The following is a 22,162-nucleotide window of genomic DNA, read 5'->3' on the forward strand; positions in this document are numbered from 1 at the left end:
CGTTAATTCAGACGCCCGCAATCGGATTCAACTTGATCAATCCAGCCCGCGCTCGTGGCTGAGGCGCACCATTTCCTGGATGAAGACCTGCTTCTGCTTGTCGTCGAGGCTCGAATAGAGCGGCTCGGCGGCATCGGCGACGTTGCGCTGATCGGCGGCGCGGTCGATCAGGAATTGCGATTCGTTGCGCATCTGCTCGATGATGTCGTCAGGCGGATCCCGCTTGGCGCGGGCAATCCGCAGGTTGAGCCGCTCCGCGCCGTTATGCCCCAGGTAGTGCATGGCGCTCGAGAAGCCGAACCAGTGCTTCTCCTGATCGGGCGTCAGGTTCAACTCGGTTTTGATCCGCTCGATATAGGAATCGCTGTTGGCGACGATCTGCTCGGCGGTCTGTTGCGGCGCGCCGGGCTGGGTGAGGACGGTGACGTCCTTGTCCTTGTTGTCCTGCGGCGCGTTCCTGGCTTCCTTGGTCGCCTTGGCGCCCTTGCCCGCCTTGGCACTCTTGGCGTCCTTGTCCTTGCCGGCGCCCGGCTGCTTGGAATCCTTGCTGGCGTCCTTGCTCGCATCCTTGTTGGCGTCCTTGGCCGCCGGCGGCGGCGCCTGGTTGTTATTGACGCCGAGCACGCCGGTGAAGACACCGACCACGCCGCCGATCGCACCTCCCAGCACGCCGCCAACGGGGCCGGCCGCCTTGTTGCCGGCCGCGGCCCCATCCTGAACGCCTTTGACCAGGCCTTGTGCCTGCGCAACCGTGGCTGCGCCGAGCAGCAATGCGAGCACGGAGCCCAGCGCGAGCCATCGCCGCGGGTGAAGCTGCGCTGGCGGCGCCGGGTTGATCATTCTGGTCTCCATCGTCGATCCGATTATCCTGTCTGGGTGGGGGCCACCCGCCGGTTGCAACTCTATCGTTTCCGCCGCTTCGGGGTCCAGCCGCAGCCAACTGCGGTCCACGCCCGAAAAGCGTTTGGCGCGAAGCGGTTATGAAGGCTTATTCGAAACTGCGGCGTAATTGCGCACGATTTGTCCCGCACTCCTTGCCCGAAGTGTGCGTCGCAAAAAGCGCGGCGGAGGTTCACCTCGAACGCGCATCGCGAGACGGCGCCGCCACGTTCCGGACGCAACGTTAGTTCTAGACGGCAAGCCGTTCGGCTTCCTCGACAGACGGGATCAATCATGATCTGATCGCGCTACCAATTTGCTGGCCGTTGCGCGATCGACCGCGAGGTAGCACAAGAAGAAACGCGAACAAGAAAATCAAAAACAAAACTCGGAATGCCAGAGGAAGCACCAGAACAATAAAACACCCAGGTGAGGAAACGAGATGTCACGCAAGACACTGACGCGACGTCAATTTGTGGCTGCCACTGCAATGTCCTCCGCGGCGCTGATCTCGGCGCCCTATGTCCGGGGCGCTTACGCCGCCGGCAAACTCTCGATCGGCTTCTGGGACCACTGGGTCCCCGGCGCCAACAAGGCCTCGACGGATCTGGTCAACGAATGGGCCGCAAAGGAGAAGGTCGAAGTCTCCATCGATTACATCACCAGCAACAACAAGAAGATCGAGCTGACCGCCGCGGCCGAAGCGCAGGCCAAGTCCGGTCATGACATTCTTCAGATGCCGAGCTGGTGGCCGCAGGCCTACGCCGAGAATCTCGAGCCGCTCAACGACGTCATGGAGCCGCTGCTCAAGCAGAACGGCGACGTGAACGGCACCGTCAAATATCTCGGACAGTCCGGCGGCAAATGGCTCGCAGTGCCTGCGACTCCCGGCAGCCAGATCAAGGGCCCCTGCTCCCGCATCGATCTGATGAAGAAGCATGCCGGCATCGACGTGCAGGAGATGTATCCGGCCGGCGGCCCGCCCAAGGTCGAGAACTGGACGATGGAGACCTTCCTGAAGGCGGCCGAGGCTTGCCACAAGGCGGGCTTCGCGTTCGGCATCGGTCTCGGTGAAACCACCGACAGCGTGGACACCGCCGGCGCGCTCTTCCAGTCGTTCGGCGCCGAGCTCGTCAATGCCAAGGGCGACATCACGGTGAAGACCGACCAGGTTCGCCAAGCCATGGAGTTCTACAAGAAGCTGATCGCGTTCCTGCCGCCGGACGCGCCGTCCTGGGACGACGCCTCGAACAACAAATGGCTGATCTCCGGCCGCGGCGCGATGATCCTCAATCCGCCGAGCGCCTGGGCCGTTGCCAAGCGCGACGCGCCGCAGGTCGCCGAACAGTGCTGGACGCACGGCTTCCCGTCGGGTCCCAAGGGGCGGTTTGCGCCGTACCTGCCCTACTTCTGGGGCGTCTGGAGCTTCGGCAAGAACAAGGAGGCGGCCAAGAGCCTGCTCGTTCACATGTCATCGCCAGCCTCGATCGAGAAATTCGTCGCGGTGAGCGGCGGCTACGACCTGCCGGCCTACGCGAACATGACCAAGTTCAAGACATGGGAGGAGGAAGGTCCGCCGAAGGGAACGCTCTTCCACTACCCGGACCCCTACAAGCATCAGACGCTGTCGATCGCAGCGTCGCCCGCGCCGCCGAAGATCGCGCAACAAATCTACTTCCAGGCGACGCTGACCAAGATGGCGCTGCGCTTTGCGCGCGGCGAAACCATGGAGCAGGCGCTCGCCTGGGCCGAAGGCGAGTGCGAAGGCTTCATGCGAAGCTGAGCGGGATGTGCCAGGGTGGCTCACGCCAATTGCGTGAGCCACCACACCCCGTCATCCGATCCGCATGACCGGGAAGCCGACCCAGATGGCGGGCTTCGCGGTTGCACAGTTTGCAAGAAGCAGACTCACTAGTGCCGACTTGAGGAAGCTGACATGGCCGATGTCGTCGTCGAGCAAGGTCGCGTCGCCCGTGCGACGGGCGCGAGGAAGGGACGAAGCCTGCGCAATGCGCTGGGGCGAAAATCGACGGTCGCATTCTTCCTGACTCTGCCGCTGATCCTCCTGATCGCACTGCTCGTGCTCTACCCCGCCTTTTACTCGGTTTACCTCGCGACGCTGAACAAGGCGATGACGAAATTCGTCGGCTTGAGCAACTTCACCTTCCTGTTCAAGCGCGAAACATTCTGGATGGTGGTGCGGCAGTCCTGCATCTTCGCGATCACCGCGGTGATCTTCAAGGCGTTGATCGGCTTCATCGTCGCGCATTTCGTCCACAACATTCCGGCCAAGGGCCAGCGCAAATGGCGCGGCATGTTGCTGGTGCCCTGGGTGATCCCTCCGGCGATGAGCACCCTGGCCTGGCTGTGGCTGTTCGATCCCTCCTACAGCGCCTTCAACTACACGCTCTCCTTCTTCGGCGTCGGGCCGATCCCGTGGCTTGGCGACACCTTCTGGGCGCGGTTCTCCGTCATCCTCGTCAACATCTGGTACGGCGCTCCGTTCTTCATGATCATGTATCTCGCCGCGCTGAAATCAGTGCCCGATCAGCTCTATGAGGCCGCCGCGATCGATGGCGCCAATTGGTGGCAGCGGATCTGGTACGTCACCTTGCCGATGATGCGCAACATCATCGCCATCACGACCCTGTTCTCCCTGATCGTGACCTTCGCCAACTTCGACATCGTGCGCATCCTGACGTCCGGCGGGCCGCTGGATACGACGCATCTGTTCGCCACCTGGGCGTTCCAGGTCGGCATCCAGAGCAGCGACATTCCGCTCGGCGCCTGCGTCTCCCTGTTCATGGTGCCGATCCTCGCCGTCGCAGCGATCTTCATCCTGCGCGATGTCACCAAACGCGGGAACGAGGCCTGATGAGCACGCTTGCAATCGACAAGGGCGGACCGACGCGCAAGGTCAAGCTTGGCAGCATGAGCCGCGACCGCACCTGGGCGCTGCGCTGGTCCTATTTCTTCCTGGTGCTGTTCGCGATCTTCTTCCTGACGCCGCCGATCTACATGCTGATCACGTCGCTCAAGAGCAGCGCGGAAATATCGGCTGCGACCAACCCCTGGTGGGTGTTCCACCCGACGCTGTCGAACTATGTCGAGCTCCTGACCTCGAACCAGTTTCTGCGCTTCTTCTGGAATTCGTCGATCGTGTCGATCGTGGTCGTCATCATCACGATGTTGATCAGCATCCCCGCGGCCTTCGCGCTCGCCCGGATGAAGTTCTGGGGCTCGGCGACGCTGGCCACCGGCGTCTTCCTCACCTACCTGATCCCGGACAGCCTCCTGTTCATTCCGCTGTTCAAGACACTCGGGCTCGTCCAGGATCTGACCGGCATCACGCTGCTCAACAGATGGTACGTGTTGCTGTTCATCTATCCGACCCTGACGGTGCCGTTCTGCACCTGGATCATGATCGGCTATTTCGCCTCGATCCCGAAGGAGCTGGATGAGGCTGCCCTGATCGACGGCGCCTCCTGGCTCCAGACCCTGACGCGGATATTCATCCCCGTCGCGCTGCCCGGGCTGATCGCAGCGACCATCTTCGCCTTCACCGTGTCGTGGGCTCAGTTCCTCTATCCCCTCGTGTTCACGACGTCGGTGGACCAGCTCGTGCTGCCGGTCGGCATCACCACCACGCTGATCAAGGGCGATGTCTTCAACTGGGGACAGATCATGACCGGCGCGCTGCTCGGCGCGGCCCCGCCGCTGATCATCTACGCCTTCCTGATGGACTACTACATTGCCGGCCTGACCGCCGGCGCGACAAAGGGTTGAATCGAGGGGTAGAAGTGCAATGGCCGATGTTTCCCTGCGTAAGGTGATCAAGCGCTACGACGATGTCGAGGCCGTGCGCGGCATCGACCTTGATATCGCCGACCACGAGTTCATCGTGCTGGTCGGCCCCTCCGGCTGCGGCAAGTCGACCACGCTGCGCATGATCGCGGGGCTCGAGGACATCAGCGACGGCGACATCATGATCGGCGGCGACGTCGTCAACGACGTACCGCCGAAGGACCGCGACATCGCGATGGTGTTCCAGAACTACGCGCTCTACCCGCACATGACGGTCGCGGAGAACATGTCGTTCGGGCTGCGCCTGAAGCACTATCCCAAGGCGGAGATCAAGGCGCGGGTGACGGAAGCCGCCCGCCTTCTCGACATCACCGACCTGATCGACCGCAAGCCGAAGCAGCTCTCCGGCGGTCAGCGCCAGCGCGTCGCGATGGGTCGCGCCATCGTGCGCAATCCGAAGGTGTTCCTGTTCGACGAGCCGCTGTCCAATCTCGACGCCAAGCTGCGCGTGCAGATGCGGATCGAGATCAAGAAGGTGCACCAGAAGGTGCGGACCACGACGGTGTACGTCACCCACGACCAGGTCGAGGCGATGACGCTGGCCGACCGCGTGGTGGTGATGAACAAGGGCCGCATCGAGCAGATCGGCACGCCGAACGAGCTCTACCACAAGCCGGCAACGCGCTTCGTCGCCGGCTTCATCGGCTCGCCCGCGATGAACTTCATCCCGTGCCGGCTGGAGGATGCCGGCGGCACGCTCCAGATCCGCCTGAGCGATCGCATCGCCTTCGCGCTGCCGGCCGCCCGCGCCGCGCGCTACAACGCACTGCCGCGCACCGACCAGCTGCTGCTCGGCATCCGGCCCGAGCATCTCACCGAGTCGCACGCCCATCTCGGCCCGGGGATCGAGACCTTCGAGACCGTGCTCGACGTCACCGAACCAATGGGCATGGAGACGTTGGTCTATTTCGGCCTCGACGGCACGCCCATCTGCGGCCGCGTCGATCCCAACGCCGGCGCCAAGGACGGGGCACCCATGCGTTTGGCGATGGACCTCAACAATATGCACCTGCTAAACGAGGCGACCGGCGCCGTGTTGTGATGCCGGTCCAAGAAACTCGCGCAGGCAGGAGACGATGGCGACCAACAAGAAGAAGATTTTCGTTACGCAAACCTTGTCGCAAGGGGCACGCGCCCTCCTCACCCAGCGGGACGATATCGAGCTCGTCGAGTTTGCGAACCTGATCTCGGCGAAGGACTTCGAGGCCTTGCTGAAGAGCCACGCCCCGGTTCACGGCGTGGCGCTCGGCGCCACCGCTTTCGGCGAGACCGAGCTCGAGGCATCCCGCGACATGAAAGTGGTGACCCGCATCGGCGTCGGCTATGACGCCGTCGACGTGCCCGCCCTCTCCCGCCGCAAGGTGCCGCTGATGGTCGCGGGCAGCGCGAACTCGCCCTCGGTCGCCGAGCAGGCGCTGTTCATGATGCTGACGCTGGCCAAGCGCGCGAACGAAATGCATGCCTGCGTCAAGGACGGCCAATGGGCCAACCGGCTCGGCATGCTGCCGTTCGACCTCTACGGCAAGACCGTGCTGGTCATCGGCTTCGGCCGCATCGGCAGCCGCACCGCCAAGCGTTGCCAGGCAATGGAAATGAACGTGCAGGTCTACGATCCCTACAAGCCTGCCGCCGAGATCAAGGCTGCCGGCTGCGAGCCCGTCGCCGATCTCGATGCAGCGCTGCCCAACGCCGATTTCGTCACTATCCATTGCCCGAAGACCCCGGAAACCGTCGGCCTGTTCGATGCTGACAGGATCGGCCGGATGAAGCCGAAATCCTATCTCATCAACACCGCACGCGGCGGCATCGTGAAGGAAGCCGCGCTCTACGACGCCCTGGTTTCCGGCAAGATCGCCGGTGCCGGTATCGACGTGTTCGAGGTCGAGCCGCCGCCGGTCAGCAATGCCCTGTTCGCGCTGCCCAACGTCATCATGGCTCCGCATGTCGCCGGCGTCACGGTGGAGGCGGTGAGCCGCATGAGCGAACAGACTGCGCGCAACATCCTGAGCGTGCTGGACGGCGATCCGATCCGGCAGAACATCATCAATCAGGACGTGCTGGGCTGAAAAACCGATTGGCGGGCGGCTAAAGCGCGATGAATCGTCATCGCGCTTTAGGTTGTTGTTTGAGCATGATCTTTCCGGAAAACCGCTGCGCACTTTTCCGGATCATGCTTCGCCCGCCCGCCTTCGGATGGCCAGAATACGTCCCATTTTGGTGCAGATCGGGCCCCAACTCAGCCTTAATCAAACCCGCGTAATATATCCGGCCGCGGCGGCAGTGGGACAGACTAGCCGGCCGCGTCGAGCTGGAGGATGGACCCTTGTCAGAGATCGACCCGACCGACCACGCGCTCGCGACCATCGCAAGCATTCTGGAGCACCCCGAGCCCGTTCTCGTCGTCCGCGACACCGAAACGGAGACGGCCGCGGCTGCAGATGAGTATTCGGTCGCCGACGTGCACCCGGCCTCTGACGAGCATGAGGTCGCCGACGAGCATCCGGTCGTCGAGGAGCAGCCGCTGGTGCCGGAGCACACCGATGCCGACGGCTACAGCAAGGTCGGTCCCGGGCCGGTGGTTGCGATCCGCCTGAAATGGACGGTCCATCGCGGCGATGACGGCCAGTTCTACGTCCACGAGACCATCGGCGAGCAGTCCGCGCCCGTGGTCAGCGGCCCGATGACGAGCGAAGCCGCGGTGCATTTCGTCGACACGCACGAGGATGAAGCCCATCGACGCTTCGAGGAGCTGCGCAGCGAGATCGCCGGCCGCAGCTCGCTCGCCGATTACGAACGCAAGGGCGAAGCTTAGTCACTTGCGTCCGAGATAATCCTTCTTCACGAGCTCGACGCCTGCGTGCCGGAGCAGGTCGTAGGCGGTCGTGACGTGAAAGAAGAATTGCGGGATGCTGTTGGTCAGGAGCAGCGTCCGCCCGGTGAACGGCAGCTCTGTCCCGTTCTTCAGCCTGAAGAAGACCTTCAGCTCTGCAGCAGCGTCGATATCGGCGCGCGGCAAGCTCTCGATGAACTCGATTGAGGTCGCGATGCGCGCCTGAAGCCCGGCCATGTCGTGCTCCAGCGCCGGCAGCGCCACCGGCTCGCATTGCGCCAGCAAGGCCGGGGCGACCGTGGCATGGCGGCACGCCTCCCCCACCTGCTGCGCCAGATCGTACATGTTCGGCGCCATGCGCATGCCGAGCAGGACCGCCGGATTGAACTTCCGGCTTTCGGCATAGGCGACGCCCTTGTCGAGCAGGACGGACAGGTTGCGCAGATACGGCACGAAGACGCCGACCGAGGCGTCATACATCGAGATCGTCACGTCGAATTCCCTTCAATTCCGCCTCGCCAGCGACGGGCATCTGGTCTAAATCCAGGTCTCAAGAGCTGCACAATGACAGCTCGGGCATGGGTGGAAAAGAGATGATCGTTCGAATCGTGGCGGCTTTGGCCGTGGTCCTGCTGGCAAACGTCTCGGCTTACGCGCAGCAGCCGCCGCCCTCGCGTCTCGACGAGATCGTCAAACGCGGCACTTTGCGCGTCGGCATGACCGGCGACTACAAGCCTTTCACCTATCTGGACAAGGCGACGCAGCAGTTCAGCGGCTTCGACGTCGACATGGCGGAGGCGCTCGGCAAGGCGCTCGGGGTCAAGGTCGAGTTCGTGCCGACGGCCTGGCCGAAGCTGATGAAGGACTTCGAGGCCGACCAGTTCGACATCGCCATGGGCGGCGTCTCGGTCACGTTCGACCGGCAGAAGAAGGGCTTCTTCTCGATGCCGATCATGCGCGAAGGCAAGACGCCGATCGCGCGTTGTGCCGACATCGGCAAGTACCAAAGCATCGCCGACATCGACAAGAAGGGTACCCGCGTCATCGTCAACCCCGGCGGCACCAACGAGCGCTTCGCGCGCGCCAACATCAAGGACGCCGAGATCACCGTCTTCTCCGACAACACCGTGATCTTCGACGAGATCGCCAAGGGCAATGCCGATTTGATGATGACGGACGCCTCCGAGACCCGCTACCAGCAGAAGCAGCATGCAGGCGTGCTCTGCGCGGTGCATCCCGAAAAGCCGTTCGATTTCTCCGAGAAGGCCTACTGGCTCCAGCGCGACATGGCGCTGAAGGCGTTCGTCGACCAGTGGCTGCACATCTCGATGGAGGATGGCAGCTACAGGAAGATCTACGCCGCCTGGTTCGACTAGAGCGTTGTCGAGCGAAGTGGGTACCGGTTCGTGTAAAGAAAACGCGTCGATATAAGAACCTGGAGCCCCGTTCCGATTCCATCGGAACGGAAAAGGCTCCAGGCGGCCCGCGTCCTCATGTCCCTTGCCTCGCCAAACTTTGGACCGGCTCCAGGCATATTGAACCCGGAACCGCTGGAACACGACTCATACGGTGACAGTGATCTAGATCACTTTTTAGGATCGAGCCGGGGCGTACGCCTCGGTGCGGGGACCACCTGCTCAGGAGATGCGAAATGAGGAAGCTGTTGGCCACGGCCGCATTCCTTTTGGCGAGCACCGCTGCCCAAGCGCAGTACACTTTCGAATATGGCGGGCGCACGATCCGCATCGATCCGGACCGCGGTACGGTGCAGATTCCCGGCGTCTACGACAACACCGGCCAGGGCAAGGCGAAGAAGGCCAAGAAGAACGAGACGACCCCGGGCCAGCCGCCGCAGCAGGCCAAGGCCGACCCGCAAACACCGGCCGCCGTCGCTCCGGCTCCCGCGCCTATCGCAGCACCGCCCGCAGCCGAACAGGCTCCTGCGCCCGCAGCAGCAGCGCCTGCGGCTCCGCCCCCACCTGCTCCACCGCCGGCAGCGACCGCCAGCAATGCGCCTGCCGAAACGGCCGTGCTGCCGCCGCCGCCTGCGCCGCCTCCCGCGCCGGCGCCGGTCGAGCAACAGGCTGCTCCCGCCGTAGCACCGCCACCGGCTCCGACCGTGGCTGCCGCGCCCCCGGCACCGCCTCCGCCGCCCGCGCCGGCCCCTGCACCTGCACCCGTTCAGGCCGCCGCGGTCGCGCCGACGCGCGACCTCAGTTCACCGCTCGGGATCTGGCTCACCGAGGAGAAGGAAGGCAAGGTCCGCATCGAGCAATGCGGCACCAACCTGTGCGGCTATTCGGTCGACAGCAAATCGAACCAGAATGGCGAGCAGGTCCTGATCAACATGAAGCCCGGCAAGGATCAGAAATGGTCCGGCCGCATTCTCGACCCCAACTCCGGCTCGACCTACGATTCGACGATCGCCATGAAGGGCACCGACCGGCTGCGCGTGCAGGGCTGCGCCTTCGGCGGCATGTTCTGTGGCGGCCAGACCTGGACGCGGGTGAACTGACTTCGGGTATGACGCTCTAACGAAGACAAGGGGCCCGTCATGCGGGCCCCTTTGCTTTTGTCCACCGTGTCACACCGGGTGCGCCACCTCACACAGCCTCATGCGCACGTGACAACCCTCATATCGCCGGTTCCACCGACGGTGCCACGATCCCCGCATGGTCAACCCAAGGGGCGTGTCATGAACGGATTTCGCAAAGGTCTCCTCGCCGGCATGGTCGCCATCGCCGTCCCGCTGACGCAGGCCAGCGCGACGACCTCCACCTTCGACGGTGCATGGAATGTCCGCATCTCATCATCGAGCGAGACTTGCGGCAACGGCGCAACGGTCTCGATCGGCATCAGCAACGGCCAGATCGCGTCGAGCAGCGCCGCAGTGACCGCGTCCGGCCGCGTGGCCGATGCCGGCAGCATCAACGTCACCCTGAGCACCGGCATCAAGCGCGCCGTCGGCTTCGGCCGGCTCAGCGGCACCTCCGGCTCCGGCACGTGGCGCGGCGCCATGTGCACGGGCACGTGGACGGCGGAGCGGATTTAGCTGCAAGCCTTCGTCGGGCGACGCATCGCCCAGGGGCGATGCGTCCTGTCGGAGAACGGAGCTAGCCGAGCGGCGCCCCGTATTCCTCGTCCGTGACTGGCTCCAGCCAAGTCGAGAACTTTCCGTCGAGCGCTTCCTGCATGGCGATATGGCACATGCTGTTGTTCGGTGAAGCGCCATGCCAGTGCAATTCCCCCGGCGGAATCCAGACGGTGTCGCCGGGGCGGATTTCCTGGACCGGGCCCCCCTTGGTCTGGACGCGGCCGACCCCCGAAATCACGTAGAGCGTCTGCCCGAGCGGATGGTGGTGCCAGTTGGTGCGGGCGCCGGGCTCGAACGAGACGCGCGAGACGTTCAACCGCGCCGGCGCGGGCGCCATGTTGATGGGGTCCTGCAACACGGTGCCGGTGAAGTTTTCCTTGGGCGCGCGGCGGGTGGGCCGGGTGCCTGCAACAGTGATCTCCATGGGATTACCTCGCTCCTTCCCGATTACTTCTTGCTGGCGGCGTAACGTGCCTTGGTCTCGGCATTCATGGGATAGAGGCCCGGCAGCACGGCGCCGTTGTTCACCTCGTTGACGATCCAGGCTTCCATCCGCTCCTGCTCGACGCCCTCATTGAGCACGTGATCGAGCATCGCCTGCGGGATCAGCACGCAGCCGTCCTGGTCGGCCACGACGATGTCGTTCGGGAACACCGCAACGCCGCCGCAGCCGATCGGCTCGCCCCAGCCGACGAAGGTGAGGCCCGCAACCGACGGCGGCGCGGCATAGCCGTCGCACCAGACCGGCAGATTGGTGCCGAGCACGCCCTCGACGTCACGCACGACGCCATCGGTGACGAGCGCGGTGACGCCGCGCTTCATCATGCGCGCGCAGAGGATGTCGCCGAAAATGCCCGCATCGGTGATGCCCATGGCGTCGACCACTGCAATGCAGCCGTCCGGCATCGCCTCGATCGCGGTGCGGGTCGAGATCGGCGACGACCAGGATTCCGGTGTCGCGAGATCCTCGCGCGCCGGCACGAAGCGCAGCGTGAAGGCCGGCCCCACCAGGCGCGGCAGGCCCGGGCGCAGCGGACGCGCGCCGCGCATCCACACATTGCGCAGGCCCTTTTTCAGCAGGACCGTGGTGATGGTGGCAGTGGTGATGCCGGCGAGGGTCTTGCGGGCTTCGGGGGACAGCGACATGGAAACAGACGAGCTCCGGATGGGCGGGAAAGAACGCGCGCATCTTGCGAGCCGGGCGCTTTGCGTCAAGGGCCAAAAGGCCAACAATAACGCAGGGCCGCAGGGCTGTTATGCGACGCGATAACAACGCTTTATCGCGGACCCCTGCATTAATTTATTGGACTTGCCGGCGCATTTACGCGAAGCAGGGTTGAGGCGGAACTCAAGGTCGAGCGCCGCGCATTTCCTCCAGGCCCGATTTCGACAGCTCATGGCCGCGACGCTCCCCCCGCCCCGCCTTCTGCCCAGTGGCGACAGCGCCGTCACGGTCGAGTTCAGCCGCACCATCGACGATGCCGCCAACGAGCGCGTGCTCGCGCTCGACAAGGCGCTCGCAGCAAGCCCCATCGACGGCATCACCGAGTCCGTTCCGACCTATCGCTCGCTGCTGGTGCATTATGACCCCGGCAAGATCGGCTTCGACGCGCTCGGCGAAAGGCTGCTCGCGCTCGCCAGCCAGCCGCTACCGCCGGCCACCAGGGCGCGGCGCTGGCGCATTCCCGTCGCCTATGGCGGCGAGCACGGCATCGATCTGGAGGAGGTCGCCAAGGCGCTGAACACCACGCCCGACGACATCGTCGCCCGTCACGCCGGTGGCGACTATCGTGTCGCCATGATCGGTTTCACGCCGGGTTGGTCCTATCTCAGCGGCCTCGACAAATCCCTGCACATGTCGCGGCGCCAGAGCCCGCGGCTGTTCACGCCCGCCGGCACGATCTCGATCGGCGGCATCCAGGCCGGAATCCAATGCCTGGCTGCCCCGAGCGGCTGGCACCTGCTCGGCCGCACGCCTGTCAGAACCTATCAGCTCCACCGGAATCCGACCTTTCTCACCGAACCCGGTGATCGCGTGACGTTTTTCGCCATCGATCACAAGACATTCGAGGAACTGGACCGCGCCGCCGAAGCCGGCGAGATCATTGCCGAGCAGGTGATCGCATGAGCCGGCTCGTCGTCGCCAGCATCGGTCCCGCAAGCTCCGTCCAGGACGGCGGACGCCACGGCGCGCAACGCTATGGCCTGACGGTCAGCGGTGCGATGGACCGTCTGTCGCTCGCGGCGGCGAATACGCTGGTCGGCAACGAGCCCTTCGCAGCCGCCGTCGAGATCGGCCCGTTCGGCGCTACGTTCACTGCCAAGGACGGCGCCGTGCGCGTCGCTATCGCCGGGGCGCCGCGCAATGCCGACGTCGCCGGAAAGCCGGTGGCGATGGACAATTCGGTGACGCTGAAAGACGGCGAGACGCTGACGCTGGGCTTTGCCCGCGGCGGTGCCTTCACCTACCTCGCGATCGAAGGGGCCATTCGCGGCGAGCCGGTATTCGGCAGCCTCGCGGTCAATGCCCGCGCCGGTCTCGGCAGCCCCTACCCGCGCCCGCTCCAGGCGGGCGACGAGTTTACGGTCGATGCGGCAAGCGGAGCGCCTGAATTGCGCATCGAGTTGCCGAAGCCTGTGAGCGGTCCGATCCGCGTCCTGCTGGGGCCGCAGGACGACGAGTTCGACGATGCCAACAAGGCGCTGTTCCTCGACAGCGAGTGGAAGATCTCGGCGACCTCCGACCGCATGGGCTACCGGCTCGAGGGCCCCGCGATCAAGCATCTGCACGGCCACAACATCGTCTCCGACGGCACCGTCAACGGCAGCATCCAGGTCCCCGGCAACGGCTCGCCGATCGCGTTGATGATGGACCGCGGCACCTCCGGCGGCTATCCGAAGATCGCAACCGTGATCACGGCCGATGTCGGCCGCCTCGCGCAGACCTCGGCGGGAACCGCGTTCCGGTTCCTCGAGGTCACCATGGCCGAGGCGCAGGACGAGGCGCGCAAATTCGCGCAACTTATTCGCAACCTGCCCGATCGCCTGCGCTCGTCCGACACCGTCGAGCTCAACATCGAGGCGCTCAGCGATGCTAATGTTGCGGGCTATGCGGTCAGCGCCGTCGATGCCGGAACCTGGCAGGTCGTGGCGGAGCCGTAAGGGACAAGACGACCAGAGGCGGAGAGCACCCCCATGAAAACGATCGATCTCAATTGCGACCTCGGCGAAGGTTTTGGCGCGTGGGAGATGGGCAACGATTCCGCGATGATCGACCTTGCGAGCTCGGTCAATGTGGCCTGCGGTTTCCACGCGGGTGACCCCGACATCATGCGCCGGACGGTTGAGCTCGCGAAGGCGCGCGGCGTCTCGGTCGGCGCCCATCCCGGCTACCGCGACCTGCACGGTTTTGGCCGGCATCCGATCGCGGGCCTGAAGGCCTCCGAGATCGAGAATCTCGTCGCCTACCAGATCGGCGCATTGCAGGCGATCGCGACCGCGGCCGGGCACAAGGTGACGCATGTGAAGGCGCATGGCGCGCTCTCCAACGTCGCCTGCGAGGACGACATGACGGCGAAGGCGATCGCCGCGGGCATCAAGGCCGTCGATCCCAGCCTGATCTTCGTCGTGCTTGCCAACTCAAAGCTGGTGAAGGCCGGCGAGGACGCCAATCTGCCGATGGTGCACGAGGTGTTCGCCGACCGTGCCTATGAGGACGACGGCAACCTGGTTTCGCGCAAGAAGCCCGGCGCAGTGCTGCACGATGCCAGGGCGATCGCCGATCGCGTGGTGCGCATGGTGCAGGACGGCGCGGTGGTCTCGGTGACGGGTAAGGTGATCAAGATGCGCACCGACACGGTCTGCATCCACGGCGACACGCCCGGCGCGGTCGACATCGCGCGCGGCCTACGTCAGGCGTTAAAGGATGCGGGGATCGAGGTCGCGCCGTTCAAGCGCGGGTAAAGCGCAACAGGTGCCGTAGGGTGGGCAAAGCGAAGCGTGCCCACCAAATCGATTTCGTATGTTGAGACATGGTGGGCACGGCGCGCCAAGGGCGCGCCTTTGCCCACCCTACGAGAGCGGTGAAGCTTCGTTAGAACGGGTGCACCGACAACGTGCCGAACACGATCGCTGCGATGACGGCAAAGGCGCTGTAGAGCGCAACATGATGCATGCTCGCCCCGGTCCGACGCGAGAGCGAGCGCGCATAGAAGTGCAGCCTGGCTTCCGCCGATAGTTCGCGCATGGTCGATCTCCAACGCCCCATTTGCGGGAGTATGAAGGATCAACCAGGGCGGGAGGCAAGACGGCGGCGGAAATAGCGATGCGCCTTCTCTGAAGAAGCCGCATCGCAGGCGCAAATTCTTCTGAAATCCGGGTTCCGAGAATCTTATTCGTTAAGATCGGAGCGAACTGGAACCAACATCGATGACGGCGAGATGACAGCTCTTGTAGGCCGGATTAGCCGAAGGCGTAATCCGCCACTTCTGCATCGGCTGTGACAGAAGAGGTGGGTTACGCCTTCGGCTAACCCACCTTACGAAGCCGTCCCTAGTACACGTCAGCCTGGAAGCGGCCGGTCTTCTTGAGCTCGGCGACAAAACTGACGGCCTCATCCGTCGAACGCGCCCCGAACTGGGCGACGATGTCGACCAGCGCGCGCTCGACGTCCTTGGCCATGCGCTTGGCATCGCCGCAGATGTAGAGATGCGCACCGTCGGCGAGCCAGGTCCACAATTCGCGGCCGACCTCGCGCATGCGGTCCTGCACGTAGAACTTCTTCTCGCCGTCGCGCGACCAGGCCAGCGACAGCCGCGTCAGTTGACCCGAGGTCTTCATCGCATTGAGCTCTTCCTGGTAGAAGAAATCGCAATCGCTGCGCTGATGGCCGAAGAACAGCCAGTTCTTGCCGGGGGCGCCGGTCGCCTTGCGGTCGAGCAGGAAGGCGCGGAACGGCGCGATGCCGGTACCGGGGCCGATCATGATCACGGGCGTCTTCGGATCCTGCGGCAGACCGAAGCCGTGCGCCTTCTGCACATAGACCTTGAGCTTCTCGCCTTCAGCGATGCGCTCGCCGAGGAAGGTCGAGGCCACGCCGAGGCGCTTGCGCTTGCCGATCACGTAGCGCACGGAATCGACCGTCAGCGACAGCTTACCCGGCGTCGCATTGTGCGAGGACGAGATCGAATAAAGCCGCGGCTGAAGCGGCTCCAGCGCCTCGACGAAGGCTTCGGGATGCGGCCGCGTGCCCGAAAACTTCTGCAGCGCCGCCATCACGTCGAGCGTCGCCGCATCGCCATCGGGATCCTCGCCCTGCGCCAGCGCCCGCGCCTTCTCGCGCTGCGCGCCGCCGGTGATGAAGGAGAGCAGCTCGAACAGCGTGTCGGGCGCCGGCGACAGCGAGACGTCGTCGATCAGCACCTCGCGCAGGGTCTTGCCATTGACCTTCGTGGTGTGGGAGGCGCCGAGCAGCGCGATGATCTGGTCGACGAGGCCGACCTCGTTGCGCGCGAACACGCCAAAACTGTCGCCGACGATATAGTCGAGCTTGCTCTCGGAGAGATCGAACTCGACGTGATAGGTCTCCTTCTCCGACTTTCCCTTGTTGAGCAGGCGCCGCGACAGGAACGTCGCCGCGACCGGATTGTCGCGCGAGCGGCCGGGCTCGGCGATCGTCACCGTCACAGCAGGGGCTGCCACCGCGTCCTGCTTGTCAGCCGGATTGGCCGCCGGTGCCTTGTCCAGTTCCTCGTACAGCGACTTCAGCATCCGCGCGGTTTCCTTGCCGCCGGGGACGCAGAGGTTGAGCCGTGCTTCGCTGCGGCCCGCGATCGCCTCCGAATAGTCGTGGCAATTGTAGCCGCACTGACCGCAATCCTGCTGCGCCATCGCCGCCATCATCTTGCGGCGCACGGGACGGCCTTCGGCAAGCTTCATCCGGTCCGCAATCGGCATGGTCTGGTCGTGCCACGGCGCCTCACCGTCGTCGCCGTCGCCGGCCTGCATGACAGCGGCGCCCTGCTCCGCCGACAGCGGCGCTGCCACATCGGGCGACAGCAATCCGGCAAAGAAGCCGTTCAGCCAGGAGCGCTGCGCGTCCGAGAACGGCGCGCTGGCGGGAATGATGTCGAGTTTCGGCGGAGGCGTGATCTGGTTCATGCGGACACCTGTGCATCGGCAAGCTTGCGCAGCGTCTCGCCGTCATGGCGGCGCGCGAAGGACAGGAAGGTTTCGTCGGGAGACGAGCGATGGGCGATGTAGGCCTTGAGCAGTCCCTCGACCGTCTTCGGCGCGTCCTCGGCCTTGAGGTCGTGATAGACCTCCTGCCCGACATCGGCGTCGGGACCGAACCCGCCGCCGGTGAAGAGGTGATAGCCCTCCACCGTGTCGTCTTCATTCACCGGAACACGCGCACCGATCAGGCCGATGTCGCTGATATAGTGCTGCGCGCAGGAATGGTGACAGCCGGTGACGTGGATGTTGACCGGCTTGTCCATCGCGACGCGCGGCTCGCACCAGTCGCCGATCTCGGCGGCGTTGCGCTTGGTATTGGAAGCCGCGAAACGGCAGCCGGCATTGCCGGTGCAAGCAATCAGACCCGCGCGGATATGCGAGGCCTCGACGGCGAGCCCGATCTGCTTGATCGCAGCAGAGGCGAGCTCGACATTCTCGTCGCGCACGCCCGATATCAGCAGGTTCTGCCAGACGGTCAGGCGGATCTCGCCGTCGCCGAGGTCCTGCGCCACCTTGGCGAGCCCCCGCATCTGGTCGCAGGTGATCTTGCCGAGTGTCAGCGAGACGCCGATCCAGTTGAGGCCGTCCTGCTTCTGCTTGTGCGCGCCGATATGCGCCATGCGGTCCGCGGCCGGCCGCGGGAGAAACGCCTCCTCCGGCACGCGCGTGAACGGCGTCTTCAGCCGCTCCTCCACCAGCTTGAGGAAGCCGTCATGGCCCATGCTGTCGAGCACGTATTTGAGCCGCGCCTTGTTGCGGTTGGTGCGGTCGCCATGGTCGATGAAGACGCGCACGATCGCGTCGGCAACGGCGGTGGCCTCCTCCGGCTTGACGATGATGCCGGAGTATTTTGCGAAATCCTTGTGGCCGGTGATGCCGCCAAGGCCGAGGCGAAACCAGACCCCCGGCTCGACGCCGAAACCGTCCTTCACCTCGAATGCGGTGAACGCGATGTCGTTGGTCTCCTCGAGCACCGCGATCCTGCCGGCACCGTCGAAGGCGACGTTGAATTTGCGCGGCAGGCCGTAGAGCGAGCGGTCGTTGAGGATGTGGTAGTGCCACTCCCGCGCATAGGGCCGGGTGTCGATCAGCTCCTGCGGATCGATGCCCGCCGTCGGCGTTCCCGTGACGTTGCGGATGTTGTCGGCACCGGAGCCGCGCGAGCACAGGCCGAGGTCCTGAATGCCCTCGAGCAGCTTCACGGCGTTCTTCGGCGGGATCTCGCGCAGCTGGAGATTGGCGCGCGTCGTGACGTGGCTGTAGGGCCCGCACAGCTCATCAGCGAGATCGGCAAGGCCGGATAGCTGCCAGTGCTTCATGATGCCGTTCGGAATACGCAGACGGCTCATGTAGGAGTCCTGCGTCGGCGCGACATAGAAGATGCCGTAATAGCGCCAGCGGAAATTGTCTGCCGGGCTCGGCGGCGCGTTGTCGAGCGCCTGCTGGCGCAGACGCGGATAGGCGTCGAACGGATGCTCGTCGCGCTTGAACTTCTCCTGGTCGGCGAGCTTCTTGCCGGACGCGATGACCTTGTCCTGCGCCTTGATGTGCACGGCGTCGGGACCGGTCGGCTCGGCATTGGCCTTGCCGCTGCTGCCGCCGAGACCGCGACCGACCCGGCTGATCTGCAAACCGGTCGTGAAGCCTTCGAGATAGCGTTTCTGCTCGTCGGTAAAGTCGACTGCGAGCGTATCGATTTTCATGGTCGGTAACGAAGCTCCTGCGGCCACCTGAGTGGTATCGACGGACATTGGCGCGACCCGCGAGGAACGGCTGGCTCCTGGAGCCCGCTTCGTTACCCAACGGTCCGATCAGCTTCGTTGCTGCGGGACTCGGCTCAGCAGGCACCTGTGACAAGCTGGCCGCACTGCAACATTCAAGTTGCGTGCCAGCTTTGACGAAATAGAAAGATGTTTGATTTCAGTAAATTAGGGACACCCCCGGAAAATCCCGGTTCCGGAACTCTCACGAAATTCGAGCAGCCAGCTCAAAATTTAGACGATAATCTATACTGCCTAAAAACAGTGCAGATTCGAATCAGGCCCTCCAGCGTCCGACCTCGAAGGCCTCCAGATGCCCCCGAATGTTGTCGGGATCGAAGGCCGGGCCCGCAAACGCCCCGAACGCCGCGGGCGCTTCCTCGGGAGGTTGGTGACCGAGGGCTGCGTCGTAAAGGTCGGGCCTGAACACGGCCATCGCCGTCTTGACGCCATCCGGGGTCAGCGCGGTCTGCCCCCAACGCACCATCTGCGCGTAGAGCCACGCGGCCTGCACCGGCTCGGGGCGCCCTGCCCCTTCCCGTCCGACCAGGAGATAGCGGCCGCTCTCGCGCAGAGTGCCGTCGGGCGAGATCTTCAAGCGACCCGTGAGGGTTCGCTGAATGACCTCGGCATCGACACCGATCCGTTCCGGCTGTGCCAGGATCCGCGCGGCCTCGGTCAGGTTCGCGGGCTCCTCGATGAACTCGGCGCCCTTGACCGCCGCACGCACCAGTGCTGCGACCACCTCCGGGTGCTTCTCGGCCCAGACCTGGCGAACCGCCAGCACCTTCTCCGCCGCGCGCAGCAGGATGTCGGAGACGAAATGCAGGATGTGGCCGATGCCGAGATCGACCGCGACCGAATTCCAGGGTGCGCCGACGCAGAACGCATCGACGTGACCATTGGCGAGGCTGTCGACCATGTAAGGCGGCGGCAGCACCACGAGGCGCACGTCCTCATCCGGATCGACACCGGCCGCCGCCATCCAGAACCGCAGCTGGTAATTGTGGGTCGAGAACGGGAACGTCATGCCGAAGGTCAATGGATCGGCGCCAGCCTTGCGCCGCCTAGCTACGACCTTCGCCAGCGCCTTGGCGGTGGCGAGCGGATCGAAGCGGTCGCCGTCGATCTCTTCCATCAGCGCGGCATGAAGCGCCGGCGAGACCGTGATCGCGTTGCCGTTGATACCGAGATTGAAAGGCGCTGCGATCGGTACCTTGACGTGGCCGAGCCCGAGCGAGGATGCGATCGCGACAGGCGCGAGCAGATGCGCGGCATCGAACAGGCCGATATTGAGCTTGTCGCGCACGTTGGACCAGGAGACTTCGCGCACCAGCTCGACCTCGAGCCCCTCGGCGGCGGCAAAACCCTTGTCGACGGCGATGATCAGGGCGGCGGCATCGACCAGCGGAATGAACCCGATGCGAAGGGGTGCGGTCATTTCAGCATCTCCGACGCGGTGATGATCGACTGGGCGATCTCGCCGATTTTCTTCTTCTCGCGCATGGCGGTGGAGCGCAGCAGCACGTAGGCCTCGTCCTCGTTGAGGCCCTTCACCTTCATCAGGATTCCCTTGGCCTTCTCGATGATCTTGCGATCCTCGAGCTGCGACTTAGTGCGCTCCAGCTCTTCCTGGAGTTTTGCGAAGGCATTGAAGCGGGACACGCAGAGGTCGAGGATCGGCTTGATGCGCTCCTTCTTCAACCCGTCGACGATGTAGGCGGATACCCCCGCCTCCACAGAGGCCTGGATCGAGGATGAATCGCTCTGGTCCACGAACATGGCGATCGGCCGCTTCACGGCCCGGCTGACCTGGAACATCGCCTCCAGCACGTCGCGGCTGGGGTTCTCCAGATCAATCAGGATGATGTCGGGGTCCACCGCATAAATACGGGCGAGCAGGCTCTGCATCTCGCGGATATGGACGATCTGCGTGAATCCGGCCTCCCGCAACCCCTCCTCGAGGATCGCAGCCCGGATCGGGCTTTCGTCGACAATCACGATTTTAGGCGACTGTTCGGCGCTCATTGCTCACTCACGTCAGGCGATTCATCCATAGCACGCCGGGAAGCCATGCAAAGGGTTGTAATTATGGGCAATTGGGACTAGCTCAAGCCGGTCAATCAGGCAGATTTGGATATGGATCAGACGGCTGCGCCCAAGGTCAGCTTCGTGTCGCTCGGGTGTCCCAAGGCATTGGTGGATTCCGAGCGCATCATCACGCGCCTGCGCGCCGAAGGCTACGAGCTCGCCCGCAAGCATGACGGAGCCGACATCGTCATCGTCAATACGTGTGGCTTCCTCGACAGCGCCAAGCAGGAATCGCTTTCGGCGATCGGCGAGGCCATGGCCGAGAACGGCAAGGTGATCGTGACGGGCTGCATGGGCGCCGAGCCCGAGCAGATCGAGCAGGCCTATCCCGGCGTGCTCTCCATCACCGGCCCGCAGCAATATGAGAGCGTGCTGGACGCCGTGCACCGCGCGCTGCCGCCGGCGCACAATCCGCATGTCGACCTGGTGCCGCCGCAGGGCATCAAGCTGACGCCGCGCCACTACGCTTATTTGAAGATCTCCGAGGGCTGCAACAACCGTTGCACCTTCTGCATCATCCCGAAGCTGCGCGGCGATCTCGTCTCGCGCCCGGCCAACGACGTGCTGCGCGAGGCCGAGCGTCTGGTCCGCGCCGGTGTCAAGGAGCTGCTGGTGATCTCGCAGGACACCTCGGCCTACGGCGTCGACCTCAAATACGCCGAGAGCCCGTGGAAGGATCGCCAGGTCCGCGCCAAATTCCTCGATCTCGCGCGCGAGCTTGGTGAGCTAGGGGCCTGGGTCCGGCTGCAATATGTCTACCCCTACCCGCATGTCGACGAGGTCATCGCCTTGATGAATGAGGGCAAGGTGCTGCCCTATCTCGACATCCCGTTCCAGCATGCAAGCCCCGAGGTGCTGAAGGCGATGAAGCGGCCGGCAGCGCAGGACAAGACGCTGGCGCGGATCAAGCGCTGGCGCGAGGAATGTCCCGATCTCGCCTTGCGCTCGACCTTCATCGTCGGCTTCCCCGGCGAGACCGATGCCGATTTCGCCTATCTGCTCGACTGGCTGGACGAAGCCGAGATCGATCGCCTCGGCTGCTTCAAATACGAGCCGGTCGCGGGCGCGACATCGAACGCAATCGAGAACCCGGTGCCGGAAGAGGTCAAGCAGGAGCGCTACAACGCGCTGATGGCCCGCCAGCAGAAGATCTCCGCACGAAGGCTCAAGCGCAAGGTCGGCACGCGCCAGCAGATCATCATCGATGAAGTCGGCCCGACGGTTTCAAAAGGCCGCTCCAAGGCCGACGCACCCGAGATCGACGGCGCGGTCTATCTCTCCAGCCGCCGCCCCTTGCGCGTCGGCGAGATCGTCACCGCGAAGATCGAGCGTGCCGACCAGTACGATCTGCACGGCAGCGTCGCGGGGTTCTGACGGCGCTCCGTCATTGCAATGACGGTGTGGAGGCAA

General features: G+C 64.3%; 22 protein-coding genes. 13 read left to right on the top strand and 9 right to left on the bottom strand.

What is annotated here, in order from left to right:
- Positions 1-36 precede the first annotated feature (36 nt).
- Positions 37-840, bottom strand: a complete 804-nt coding sequence (locus tag NLM25_RS23700; protein ID WP_254138598.1) for a Spy/CpxP family protein refolding chaperone — start codon at positions 838-840, stop codon at positions 37-39.
- 481 nt (positions 841-1,321) lie between these two features.
- Here NLM25_RS23700 and NLM25_RS23705 point away from each other — a divergent pair, with 481 nt between their 5' ends.
- From NLM25_RS23705 to NLM25_RS23730, 6 genes are all read left to right on the top strand, one after another.
- The gene (locus NLM25_RS23705; protein WP_254119554.1) at positions 1,322-2,662 is read left to right on the top strand and encodes an ABC transporter substrate-binding protein; all 1,341 of its coding nucleotides are present in this window, start codon (positions 1,322-1,324) and stop codon (positions 2,660-2,662) included.
- 153 nt (positions 2,663-2,815) lie between these two features.
- A complete protein-coding gene (locus NLM25_RS23710; protein WP_254138599.1) occupies positions 2,816-3,754 on the top strand; it encodes a carbohydrate ABC transporter permease in 939 nt (312 codons plus the stop codon).
- A complete protein-coding gene (locus tag NLM25_RS23715; RefSeq protein WP_254119558.1) occupies positions 3,754-4,665 on the top strand; it encodes a carbohydrate ABC transporter permease in 912 nt (303 codons plus the stop codon). Before NLM25_RS23710 ends, NLM25_RS23715 begins: the two co-directional genes overlap by 1 nt.
- A 19-nt stretch (positions 4,666-4,684) precedes the next feature.
- Positions 4,685-5,785, top strand: a complete 1,101-nt coding sequence (locus NLM25_RS23720; protein WP_254119560.1) for an ABC transporter ATP-binding protein — start codon at positions 4,685-4,687, stop codon at positions 5,783-5,785.
- Positions 5,786-5,819: 34 nt separating this feature from the next.
- The gene (locus NLM25_RS23725) at positions 5,820-6,809 is read left to right on the top strand and encodes a hydroxyacid dehydrogenase (RefSeq protein WP_254119562.1); all 990 of its coding nucleotides are present in this window, start codon (positions 5,820-5,822) and stop codon (positions 6,807-6,809) included.
- Between the two features lie 257 nt (positions 6,810-7,066).
- Entirely contained in the window at positions 7,067-7,555 is a 489-nt protein-coding gene (locus tag NLM25_RS23730) for a hypothetical protein (RefSeq protein ID WP_254138600.1), read from the top strand.
- On the opposite strand, the gene NLM25_RS23735 is transcribed toward NLM25_RS23730, so the two are convergent.
- Entirely contained in the window at positions 7,556-8,053 is a 498-nt protein-coding gene (locus NLM25_RS23735) for a DUF1993 family protein (protein ID WP_254141249.1), read from the bottom strand.
- A gap of 113 nt (positions 8,054-8,166) precedes the next feature.
- Between NLM25_RS23735 and NLM25_RS23740 the strand changes: the two genes are divergently transcribed.
- The 3 genes from NLM25_RS23740 (at position 8,167) to NLM25_RS23750 (ending at position 10,625) form a co-directional block, all read left to right on the top strand.
- Positions 8,167-8,949, top strand: a complete 783-nt coding sequence (locus NLM25_RS23740) for a transporter substrate-binding domain-containing protein (RefSeq protein ID WP_254138601.1) — start codon at positions 8,167-8,169, stop codon at positions 8,947-8,949.
- A 275-nt stretch (positions 8,950-9,224) separates the two neighbouring features.
- Positions 9,225-10,088: a DUF2147 domain-containing protein gene (locus tag NLM25_RS23745; protein WP_254138602.1), complete on the top strand. Its 864-nt coding sequence runs from the start codon at positions 9,225-9,227 to the stop codon at positions 10,086-10,088.
- A 180-nt stretch (positions 10,089-10,268) separates the two neighbouring features.
- Positions 10,269-10,625, top strand: a complete 357-nt coding sequence (locus tag NLM25_RS23750; protein ID WP_254138603.1) for a hypothetical protein — start codon at positions 10,269-10,271, stop codon at positions 10,623-10,625.
- A gap of 61 nt (positions 10,626-10,686) precedes the next feature.
- On the opposite strand, the gene NLM25_RS23755 is transcribed toward NLM25_RS23750, so the two are convergent.
- Positions 10,687-11,091, bottom strand: coding sequence for a cupin domain-containing protein (locus tag NLM25_RS23755; protein WP_254119572.1), 405 nt, complete (start codon positions 11,089-11,091; stop codon positions 10,687-10,689).
- A 23-nt stretch (positions 11,092-11,114) separates the two neighbouring features.
- The gene (locus NLM25_RS23760) at positions 11,115-11,813 is read right to left on the bottom strand and encodes a ribonuclease activity regulator RraA (RefSeq protein WP_008129640.1); all 699 of its coding nucleotides are present in this window, start codon (positions 11,811-11,813) and stop codon (positions 11,115-11,117) included.
- A gap of 250 nt (positions 11,814-12,063) precedes the next feature.
- On the opposite strand from NLM25_RS23760, the gene pxpB reads away from it, so the two are divergent.
- Genes pxpB through NLM25_RS23775 form a run of 3 tightly spaced genes read left to right on the top strand, consistent with a single transcriptional unit; the run spans position 12,064 to position 14,630 of the window.
- Entirely contained in the window at positions 12,064-12,795 is a 732-nt protein-coding gene (gene pxpB, locus NLM25_RS23765; RefSeq protein ID WP_254138604.1) for a 5-oxoprolinase subunit PxpB, read from the top strand.
- Positions 12,792-13,829 (top strand): biotin-dependent carboxyltransferase family protein, encoded by a 1,038-nt coding sequence (locus NLM25_RS23770; RefSeq protein WP_254138605.1) that lies wholly within the window; start codon positions 12,792-12,794, stop codon positions 13,827-13,829. Before pxpB ends, NLM25_RS23770 begins: the two co-directional genes overlap by 4 nt.
- 33 nt (positions 13,830-13,862) lie before the next feature.
- Positions 13,863-14,630 carry a LamB/YcsF family protein gene (locus NLM25_RS23775; RefSeq protein WP_254138606.1) on the top strand — a complete coding sequence of 256 codons (768 nt, stop codon included), beginning with the start codon at positions 13,863-13,865 and terminating at the stop codon, positions 14,628-14,630.
- A 130-nt stretch (positions 14,631-14,760) separates the two neighbouring features.
- Here NLM25_RS23775 and NLM25_RS23780 read toward each other — a convergent pair whose 3' ends face one another.
- The 5 genes from NLM25_RS23780 to NLM25_RS23800 all read right to left on the bottom strand — a co-directional run bounded on the left by NLM25_RS23780 (position 14,761) and on the right by NLM25_RS23800 (position 20,689).
- Entirely contained in the window at positions 14,761-14,913 is a 153-nt protein-coding gene (locus tag NLM25_RS23780) for a hypothetical protein (RefSeq protein WP_167561251.1), read from the bottom strand.
- Positions 14,914-15,218: 305 nt separating this feature from the next.
- Entirely contained in the window at positions 15,219-16,826 is a 1,608-nt protein-coding gene (locus NLM25_RS23785) for a sulfite reductase subunit alpha (RefSeq protein ID WP_254138607.1), read from the bottom strand.
- Positions 16,823-18,604, bottom strand: a complete 1,782-nt coding sequence (locus NLM25_RS23790) for a NirA family protein (protein ID WP_254138608.1) — start codon at positions 18,602-18,604, stop codon at positions 16,823-16,825. Before NLM25_RS23790 ends, NLM25_RS23785 begins: the two co-directional genes overlap by 4 nt.
- A gap of 334 nt (positions 18,605-18,938) precedes the next feature.
- Positions 18,939-20,102 (bottom strand): CmpA/NrtA family ABC transporter substrate-binding protein, encoded by a 1,164-nt coding sequence (locus NLM25_RS23795; protein WP_254138609.1) that lies wholly within the window; start codon positions 20,100-20,102, stop codon positions 18,939-18,941.
- Entirely contained in the window at positions 20,099-20,689 is a 591-nt protein-coding gene (locus tag NLM25_RS23800; protein ID WP_129275551.1) for an ANTAR domain-containing response regulator, read from the bottom strand. Before NLM25_RS23800 ends, NLM25_RS23795 begins: the two co-directional genes overlap by 4 nt.
- A 111-nt stretch (positions 20,690-20,800) precedes the next feature.
- Between NLM25_RS23800 and rimO the strand changes: the two genes are divergently transcribed.
- Positions 20,801-22,126: a 30S ribosomal protein S12 methylthiotransferase RimO gene (rimO, locus tag NLM25_RS23805; RefSeq protein ID WP_254138610.1), complete on the top strand. Its 1,326-nt coding sequence runs from the start codon at positions 20,801-20,803 to the stop codon at positions 22,124-22,126.
- Positions 22,127-22,162 lie beyond the last annotated feature (36 nt).

Origin of the sequence: Bradyrhizobium sp. CCGB01, from assembly GCF_024199795.1 — a bacterium.
GTDB lineage: Bacteria > Pseudomonadota > Alphaproteobacteria > Rhizobiales > Xanthobacteraceae > Bradyrhizobium.